Below are 9,463 nucleotides of genomic sequence, written 5' to 3'. Positions count from 1 at the left end.
TCTTAATTGCGCCCTGGATTCTTCATCAAAGAAATTCTTATCCCTATACGCATTGCTTGAATATGTTTGCTTTTCATATGGTGCTTTCAGGATACCTATCTCTCCTTCAACTATATCCGGAATAATCCCTTCCAAACCTGATGGATCAAAGTCAAGCACATGCCTTAAAAAAAATTCAACCTGTTTTTCGTCTATTAGAATTCTTGAATATCTCTGACTCATTAACTATTATTCAATTTTCCCGATGCATTGTAACTTTCAATCTTTATACTTTATTGAAATAAGGCTGTTACAGGTAACAAAGGTATTTCACCATTGCCCTACATCTGCGAACAAAGGGTTAACAGAAAATGATTAACAAAAAAAGTGAAATGACAGGAGTAACCCACTGCCCAGGATTTCTTCCTGATAAAGTTTCACTATGCTTGCGCTATCATTTCAGGATGAGATTATTATCAGGTAGCGGTTCATTCTGTGGCGTAATAGCATCAATGGCAACACCGGCGACTTTCGGGAATAATTGCTGCCGACCTAATCTTCCGGGAAAAATAAGCACTTTCATCCCGGCCGCCCCGAATACCCTTCCGTTTATCAGCGCTTTCCCACCACTGCGCGATATCTACGTAATCCTGAATTTACGCACTTCTCCGCTTGATAACGAATGAATTTAGGTGGAGCTTTGCTAAGCAGCAGGCGGCATTATATCAACCCCAAAAAATTCCGATGATAAACACCTCAAAACGTACCTGCTTCTTTTTTCTGATAACCCCAAAATAAAATGTCATGAGCTACCAGTTCAAAGGCAATTTAAAAGGACTTCTGTGCGATAAATTCTGCATAGAAGCCATTGCCAACGTTAAGATCAGGCTTTACCGGGCTGCGGTTTCACGGGAAGTGATCCTGCAGGCCACCGCTGCGGAGAAGGAAACCTTCCATGAAGTATCCGCGGAAGAAGCCAAAAAGAAAGCCGGCAACCTGCTGGCGGAAACCCTCACCGATGCAGAAGGCAACTTCACCTTTACACTGGGACGGGAAAGCAAATATGAAGGAGAAGCATTCGACATCGACTTCGAATGCGGCAATGTGCCACGACCCAAACCCTATCCCGGCCCACTGCCCACGCTACAGTTTCACATCACCACGCTGCAGCCCCGGTGGCGCGCGCAGGAAAATGATTTCCTCGCCTCCTGGGAATATGTAATCCCCAACCGGTGGTGGTGCCTCATCAGGGCTAAATATGACGCATGGGTCATTTGCGGCCGCGTAATTAACTGTAAAACCCAGAAGCCCTTACAGGGTTTGCGGGTAGCCGCGTTTGATGTAGACTGGCTCCAGGACGATCCCCTGGGCAGCCAGCTCACCGATGCCAGCGGCCATTTCCGGATCGATTATACCATGGCCGATTTCAGCCAGACGCTGCTTTCGCCGTGGCTGAATGTAGAATGGCCCGCCGGCCCGGATCTTTACTTCAGTATCACAGAACCGGTGTCTGGCGCCGTGTTGCTGAAGGAAGACCGTAGTACCGGTCACCGTGCAGACCGTACCAACCGTGGCCCCTGTTTCTGTATTGAGCTGTGCATACCAGATGATATCACGCCCAACAATGAAGTGCCCGCCCTCTTTGAAAGAGTAGGCGCCTACGACATAGGCCCCACCGGCGCCCAGTTCGATGCGCAGGGTTATACTACCGATATGCCACGCCTGTCTTTCTACGGCGCACTGGATCTTAACGGCACGCTGCCCAGCGGCACCAACTCCAATGAAATGGAATACCGCTTCCGTATCATCAATGCCGATACCAGCTATGAGCTCAGCTCCGCACAGGTGCTCAGCGCACTGCTGCCTTTCAAGATCGGCGAACTGCTGAAACAAACCGGTCCCACTACCTGGACGCACGAATCCGTAATTGTTACCCCGGCACTCAACAGCGCCGGCGAAGTATGGATCCCGGTGCCCCGTGGCAACAACCTGACCACCGGTATCTTTACACCTACCAACGGTGTACTGGCTATCCTCAATACTTCACAGCTGGCGCTTGATGCCACCGGCACCGCCTTTGCAAGGGATCATTTTGATCTTACCGCTCCTTCTGTGCTCATTGCCGGCAACGCGGTGCCTCCTGCGCAAAGAGCCAATGTCCATACTTTCAGGATTATTTTCGAAGCAAGAAAAGTAGGCACCACTACGCTCACCGCCATCAATACACTGGATAAAATAGTAGTATCCAATGTAAACTACAAACAAAGAAGGCATCCGGGCTGGGGCTATACCGGCGACGAAAATATTGTGGCGGCGGCAATGCTCGAAATCGGCGAAACTACCGGCAGTGGCCACGGCTGCGGCGGTATTACCACCGCTGTTACCGCACAATACACCATTGCACATCCGCATATCGAAGCATTTACTATCCGTTTTGAAGGAAACCCGGTGCTACCGGCATCTTTCAACGGAGGCCCCCCGCCGGCTGCGGCAGAATACCACAACAACAGCCTGGTGTTTTCCACCACCGGCATGGAACCATGTGCGTATATCCTCTGGCTGGACCTGCAACTGGGACTTACCAACGGCTACCAGAAAATACCACTGATACATGATCACATTGCTTTCTGTAAAACAGCATAGCATAAAAAAAGCAGCGGAGCATCTCTTCGCTGCTTTTATCTTTTTAAATTATTTTCAGGAAATCTTTTCAGGACTGCTTCAAAAGATACAGGAGCTGCAGCAGGGTAAAATCGCGGAACTGTTCACGCAAACGTTCGTGTGCCCGGTAGATCAATATGTTGGCAGCGCCTGTGTTCATGTGCATGATCTCCGCAATCTCCTCATAGGAAAGCTCCTCATAATACTTCAGAAATACTGCTTCCCGTTGCCGGTTGGTTAAAGTGCTGTGCAAGGTATTGGCTTTGATGATAAGTGCCGCCATACGTTCTTTCTTTACCACCGGGTGCTCAGGGATAAGATCGAACTGGAAAGGAATATGTTCCCCGCTCAGTTCCTCCTCATGCCGCGATGGATTATACTCCAGTTTGCGGAGCAGGATCCGCCGGAAAGAAAGATACAGGTATTGCTTTACCACCGCCGGTTGTGCAATACGCTCCCTGTTTTGCCATAGCTTCAGGAAAAGATCCTGCATACTTTCTTCTATGCATGCATGATCAGACGTAAACTTAAATCCATAATTCGTGAGCGGGGAGTAATACTTTTCATATAATCCTTCCAGGGCTTTTACATCTCCTTCCTTATAGGAGTACCATAATTCATTATCATGCATGATGTGGGAATGATGGGATTAGTTCCATAGAAAGAAAGCAAAATACAGCAAAAAACGTTTACGGCAAAATGAATAACCGCTGCCATAACGAAATTGACCGTTCCTGTTTTTTGCGCATATGGTATTATAATTTTAGTTAAATTAGCTTCATACACTATGATAATTGTACTGATGTAGATAAGATCCCCGGTAAGTTTTTGCTTTTTTTTCAAGATCGGAGCCATTATAATACTGCCGGGAAGCGATAGTGATATCAACCAGAATTAAGTTTAAACCCTTATTGCCTCTTTATGTATTCAACCAAAAGATGTAGAAAGCTGGGTGCTTTTCCCTACTCCCCTACATTGCCCGGATTATATTCAAATAAATCGCTGTTAACTATGAAGCTACTGTCCCTTTTTTTGCTCGCACTTTCATTGCAGGCAAGCGCCAGGGATTCCCTGGAAAAACTCCCGCCTGATGCATTGCGGCAAACCTCAAAACCGGCGGGCCCTATACATGGCATTGTGCGTAATGCCAAAGGCGAGCCCCTGCCCGGCGCCTCGGTAAAAATAAAAGGCTCCGTCAGGGGCGCCATCACCAATGCGGCAGGTGCATTTGACCTAGATGTACCGGACGGCGCCACACTGGTAATATCTGCCGTAGGCTATAAATCCAGGGAAGTAAGAGCCACCAACAACCTGGTAATTGCCCTTGAAGAAGATGTAACAGAACTGGGAAGCGTAGTAGTAACAGGTTTCCAGAACATTGACCGTAAAAAGTTTGCCGGCGCTGCTGTTACCCTTAAAGCAGATAATGTGAAAATAGACGGTCTGCAGGATGTAAGCCGTATGCTCGAAGGCCGCGCTGCCGGCGTAAGCGTACAAAACGTTTCCGGTACATTCGGCTCCGCGCCCAAAGTGCGTATCCGCGGCGCTACCTCTATCTCCGGTGAAAACAAACCGTTATGGGTGGTAGACGGTGTGGTGCTGGAAGATATCGTGAATGTATCCAACGAACAACTTTCCAGTGGTAACATCAATACCCTGCTGGGCTCTGCGGTAGCCGGGCTGAACTCCAATGATATTGAAACCTTCGACATCCTGAAAGACGCCGCCGCTACCGCTCTCTATGGCGCCCGCGCCATGAACGGTGTGATTGTGATCACTACCAAAAAAGGTAAAGCAGGCAAGGCAGCCATTTCTTATACCGGCAACTTCGGCGTACAACTGAAACCCTCCTACGAAAATTACGATATCATGAACTCGGCCGACCAGATGTCGGTATACGCGGAACTGGAACGTAAAACACTGCTGGAATATGCAGAACAGATCAATGAGCCTACTTCGGGTATCTACGGTAAACTGGGCCGCCTCCTCCAGTATCCCGACGGCAGCGATAAGTTTGCAGTGCTCAATACCCCCGAAGGCCGGCAAAAATGGCTGATGCAATACGCCAACGCCAACACCGACTGGTTCGATATCCTGTTCCGTAATTCCCTTCAGCAGGAACATTCCCTCAGCCTGTCTACCGGTACGGATAAATCACAGCTCTATCTCTCCACCAGCTTCTTTAACGACGCAGGATGGACCATTGCAGATAATGTGAAACGGTATACCGTAAATATGCGGGCCAACTATACCCCCAACAATAAACTGAGCTACGGATTGCAGATCAATGGTAACGTACGGCAGCAACGCGCACCGGGCACGGAAGACCGCGTATCAGATGTAGTACAGGGTACTTACACCAGGGACTTCGATATCAATCCCTTCTCCTATGCGCTCAGCACCAGCAGGGCATTAAGGGCCTATGATGAAAATGGGCAGCTCGAATACTTTACACGGAATTTCGCACCGTTTAATATCATCGATGAAACCAGGAATAACTTCACGGATCTCAACGTGATCGATTTCAGGTTACAGGGCAACCTGAACTATAAATTCAATAACCACTTCAGTTACGATTTCACCGGCGCTATCCGCTATGCCAGGACCAGCGCGGAACATAAGTCAAATGAAAATTCCAATGAAGCCAATGCCTACCGCGCCAACGGCAACAGCATTATTAACGACCGGAATAAGTTTCTCTACAAAAATCCCGATTTCCCCAACGACCCGGCAGTAGTAGTACTGCCCTACGGCGGGTTTTACCGGAGAAATGATGTGGAACTGAAAAACTATACCTTCCGTAACCAGTTTACGTATAACCAGTCGTTCAACGATGATATGCACCAGCTGAACATACTGGCAGGGCAGGAAGTAAAATATGCCGACCGGCAAACTTCCAACAACGTGGGCGTAGGTTACCAGTACAACAGCGGCGGAACGCCTTTCGTGGATTATCTCTTCATCAAAAAAATGACAGAGAATAATAAAACCTATTATGGTGTAAGCAACGAATACGACCGCTTCATCGCATTTTATGCCAATGCCGCTTATACGTACAAAAGTAAATATACGCTGCAGGCCACTGTACGCGAAGATGGCTCCAACAGGTTGGGCAATTCTCCCAACGCCCGCTGGCTGCCTACATGGACCGTGGCAGGTAACTGGAACGTGGACCAGGAAGAGTTCCTGAAAAATTCACGCGCTATCAGCCACCTGATGCTGAAAGCCAGTTACGGGCTGAATGCCAGCACCGGCGCCGCTACCAACACCACCGCCATCCTCCGGTCGTTCGTAACCGCCAGGCCCTATCTCTACGATCAGCAAACAGCCATCCTGATACAGGCACTGGAAAACTCCGATCTTACCTGGGAGAAAAAATATGAACTGGATCTTGGTGCAGATGTCGGGTTCCTGGATGAAAGACTCGGGCTTACCTTCGATTACTACCGCAGGAAAAGCTTTGACCTCATTGGTCTCATCAAAACTTCCGGCGTAGGCGGACAGGTAAACCAGTTTGCCAACTACGCCGATATGAAATCGCATGGTGTTGATGTGGCGCTTACCGGCAAAATCATCGCGCAAAAGAATGTGGGCCTTACCAGTACCTTTATCTTCAGTTATAACAATACCCTGATCACCAATGCCAAAAACAACCCGGTAATATTTGACCTAGTAGGTGAAGGCGGCGGTGCGCTGGAAGGCTATCCCGTACGCGGGTTGTTCTCCCTGCAGAACGCAGGGCTGGACCCCAATACCGGTGTAGCGCGGTTTATTAACGACACCGGCACCGTATCGCCCGGCGTATACCTGCAAAGCCATAATGTAAAATACCTGAAGTATGAAGGCCCTGCAGATCCTACCATCACCGGCGGATGGAGCAATACTTTCCGTTACAAGGATTTCTCCCTCAGCGCGCTCATTACATACCAGGCGGGAAATAAGATCAGGCTTACACCGGTATATACCACCAATTATACCGATTTCAATTCCCTGCCAAATGAGTTTAAAGGAAGATGGAGTTTACCGGGAGATGATAAGAAAACAAATATTCCTTCTGTGGCCGACATCTACACGCAAACGGACCTGCTGTCGAAGACCTCGTATCCTTACAACAACTATAATTTTTCCAGCGACCGCGTAGCGGATGGAGGATTTGTAAGATTGAAATCAGTGACCCTCAGTTACCAGATCCCCGCGTCATTGCTGGGACGTATCGGGTTAAAAAGCGGATCGCTCACGGCTACGGGAAATAACCTATGGCTTATTTATGCAGACGAGCGCCTGCACGGACAGGATCCGGAATTTTATAACACCGGCGGGGTAGCCTTACCTGTTAACAAACAGATAACCGTTTCCCTGAAAGTAAGCCTTTAATCCAAAAAGTACTGATCATGAAAAAACTACTCACTTATATAGGCTTGTTTACCGCCATCGTGGCGGCGCCGGGCTGTAAGAAATACCTGGAAACACTGCCGGACAACAGGACGGTGATCACCACGCCCGCACAGGTAACCCAGCTGCTTACTACGGCGTACCCGCATGCCAGTTATATGCTGTTTTGTGAAGCGATGAGCGACAACGTGGAAGACAAAGGCAACACCGGCGTAGGTATTGATCCGCAAACATTCCTGATCAACACCCAGACTTTCAAGTACCAGGATGCGGATGATATTTCCGCCGACGGTCCTATTGCTTACTGGGATTCCTGCTACGCCGCCATTGCGGTGGCCAACCAGGCATTGTCTTATTGCAATGGCCCCGATTCCGCCAATTATGCCGCGCAAAAAGGCGAAGCCCTGGTGTGCAGGGCATATGCCCACTTTATGCTGGTTACGCTGTTTGCAAAGGCGTATAACCCTACCACCGCTGCAAGCGATCCGGGCGTACCTTACATGACCACTGTGAGCACCTCTGTATTTAATAAATACGACCGGGGAACTGTAGCTGCCGTGTACCAGAAAATTGAAAATGACCTTACTACCGGCTTGCCCCTGCTGAAAGACGAACTGTATGCCAGCGCACCTAAATACCATTTCACCCGCCAGGCCGCACATGCTTTTGCTGCAAGGTTCTATTTATTCAAACGGGATTATGCAAAAGTGGTGGAACATAGCACCGCTGTTTTCGGCAGCGCCAGCCCCGCTAACCTGATCCGCAACCAGGTTACGTTCTATGGCATGTCGTACAACGATATGGTGATATTCTATAACCAGTCTTCCAACCCTGCCAATATTTTATTGCAGGAAGCACCGGGCACCAAATACCCGGGCAACTATTACAGCTACCGTTATGGTATAGGCACACAGATCAACCAGGAATACTTCCTGTCGAACAACGTGACCGGCGGTAACCTGGCCATGTCTATTTACGGCTCCGGGCCACAGTATTTCAATTTCCCTAAATTCAAAAGCGATGTTACCGTAATGTCGCTCCTTAGTATGGATGAAGTGCTGCTGAACAGGGTAGAAGCCAATATCCGCTTAAAGAATTACAATGCGGCTATTACCGACATGAATACCTGGGTAAGTAAAAACGTTTCCAATTACAACCCTTCCAGGCACAATGTTACTGTTGCAAAAATGATGAGCTTCTACGGCCTGCCGCAGGACCCGGCCATGATTGAAACGGCGCTTTATATGAAAAGGGTTACTTACATGCAGGAAGGTCTCCGCTGGTTCGATATTCTCCGTTTGGATATCCCGGTAGTGCACACAGGATCTCCCGGTTTCAGTACTACCCTGGCCCCCGGCGATAAAAGAAGACTGCTGCAGTTACCGGCAGAAGCAGTCAACGATGGAATGGCACTGAACCCAAGATAACCCTTTAAAAATGACATCAATGAAACTACATATCATCTCCGGCATCTTCCTGTTACTGTTAATGGGAAGCGCCTGTAAAAAAGAAAAGGTAAATCTTACCACGCCACCGGTTGGCCTGGGCGGCGATTCCACCGCCACCACACCGGAAGATATTTTTATACATGATAGTCTTACGGTGCCTTACAACATTGCTGTATACTACAAATGGCTGCCCGGGCAACTGGATTTTCCCTATGAAATTGTTCCGCCCAAGGCAGAGAAAATCATCCCGGCGCTGAAAGCATTGCTGGCCGTTACCTTCCGGCCTTATAATGAACAAACCGGCAGCACTGTTTTTTTAAGGAGATACCTGCCAAAAACTTTTAAAGTAGCAGGGTCCGCACAATTTGAAAGTAACGGCACTATTATCCTCGGGCAGGCAGAAGGCGGCACCTCCATGGTGCTCTTTGAACTGAATAATTTTACCGCGCAGGCAAAAGATTCCAATATCCTGAAACGGATGGGACATACCATGCACCATGAGTTTGGCCACATCCTGAACCAGAATATCCTGGTGCCTCCTTCGTTTAAACAGATCACGCCAAAGTATACAGGTAACTGGTACAATATCTCCGACCAGCAAGCACGCATGGATGGATTTATTACTGCTTATGCGGAATCGGATCCGAATGAAGACTTCGTGGAAATGGTGGCCTCCCTGCTGATAGGAGCAGACAATGGTAACGATGGATACGACGATTACGAAAAGATCCTGGCCGACCAGACCGATGGACCGGGAACCCCGGGATATGATGCTATTAAAGCTAAAGAGGCAGCGGTAGTGGATTATTTTGCAAGGTCGTGGTCCATCGATTTTTATGCCCTGCAACGTAAATGCCGCAGAGCGCTGGCCGGCTATTATCAATAATTGTTGATCACCCTGAATTATTATTTATGAAAAAGATATGGATATATTATCTCCTCGGTATTGCAGTGATGCTCTCTGCATGCGACAGGAAATCAGA

General features: G+C 48.5%; 6 protein-coding genes. 4 read left to right on the top strand and 2 right to left on the bottom strand.

Annotated elements, in window-relative coordinates; translation table 11 throughout:
• Positions 1 to 222: hypothetical protein (locus VIM72_RS04705; RefSeq protein ID WP_332001710.1), on the bottom strand; the 222-nt coding region annotated here is incomplete at its 3' end.
• Between the two features lie 561 nt (positions 223 to 783).
• Between VIM72_RS04705 and VIM72_RS04700 the strand changes: the two genes are divergently transcribed.
• Positions 784 to 2,622 carry a hypothetical protein gene (locus tag VIM72_RS04700; RefSeq protein ID WP_332001709.1) on the top strand — a complete coding sequence of 613 codons (1,839 nt, stop codon included), beginning with the start codon at positions 784 to 786 and terminating at the stop codon, positions 2,620 to 2,622.
• Between the two features lie 67 nt (positions 2,623 to 2,689).
• Here VIM72_RS04700 and VIM72_RS04695 read toward each other — a convergent pair whose 3' ends face one another.
• Complete coding sequence (locus VIM72_RS04695; protein ID WP_332001708.1) at positions 2,690 to 3,271, bottom strand: sigma-70 family RNA polymerase sigma factor; 582 nt, start codon at positions 3,269 to 3,271, stop codon at positions 2,690 to 2,692.
• Between the two features lie 380 nt (positions 3,272 to 3,651).
• Here VIM72_RS04695 and VIM72_RS04690 point away from each other — a divergent pair, with 380 nt between their 5' ends.
• Genes VIM72_RS04690 through VIM72_RS04680 form a run of 3 tightly spaced genes read left to right on the top strand, consistent with a single transcriptional unit; the run spans position 3,652 to position 9,366 of the window.
• Positions 3,652 to 7,014 (top strand): SusC/RagA family TonB-linked outer membrane protein, encoded by a 3,363-nt coding sequence (locus tag VIM72_RS04690; RefSeq protein ID WP_332001707.1) that lies wholly within the window; start codon positions 3,652 to 3,654, stop codon positions 7,012 to 7,014.
• Positions 7,015 to 7,031: 17 nt separating this feature from the next.
• Positions 7,032 to 8,459 carry a RagB/SusD family nutrient uptake outer membrane protein gene (locus VIM72_RS04685; RefSeq protein WP_332001706.1) on the top strand — a complete coding sequence of 476 codons (1,428 nt, stop codon included), beginning with the start codon at positions 7,032 to 7,034 and terminating at the stop codon, positions 8,457 to 8,459.
• Between the two features lie 19 nt (positions 8,460 to 8,478).
• Complete coding sequence (locus VIM72_RS04680) at positions 8,479 to 9,366, top strand: substrate import-associated zinc metallohydrolase lipoprotein (protein WP_332001705.1); 888 nt, start codon at positions 8,479 to 8,481, stop codon at positions 9,364 to 9,366.
• Positions 9,367 to 9,463: the final 97 nt, after the last annotated feature.

Origin of the sequence: Chitinophaga sp. (genome assembly GCF_036569185.1) — a bacterium.
In the GTDB taxonomy this organism is placed as follows: Bacteria; Bacteroidota; Bacteroidia; order Chitinophagales; family Chitinophagaceae; genus Chitinophaga.
This window is presented reverse-complemented; position numbering and strand designations above follow the sequence as displayed.

Bases quoted from the DNA above. Each gene is read 5' to 3' on its own strand.
- VIM72_RS04700 (WP_332001709.1), top strand. From the start codon at position 784: ATGAGCTACCAGTTCAAAGGCAATTTAAAAGGACTTCTGTGCGATAAA.
- VIM72_RS04695 (WP_332001708.1), bottom strand. From the start codon at position 3,271: ATGCATGATAATGAATTATGGTACTCCTATAAGGAAGGAGATGTAAAA.
- VIM72_RS04690 (WP_332001707.1), top strand. From the start codon at position 3,652: ATGAAGCTACTGTCCCTTTTTTTGCTCGCACTTTCATTGCAGGCAAGC.
- VIM72_RS04685 (WP_332001706.1), top strand. From the start codon at position 7,032: ATGAAAAAACTACTCACTTATATAGGCTTGTTTACCGCCATCGTGGCG.
- VIM72_RS04680 (WP_332001705.1), top strand. From the start codon at position 8,479: ATGAAACTACATATCATCTCCGGCATCTTCCTGTTACTGTTAATGGGA.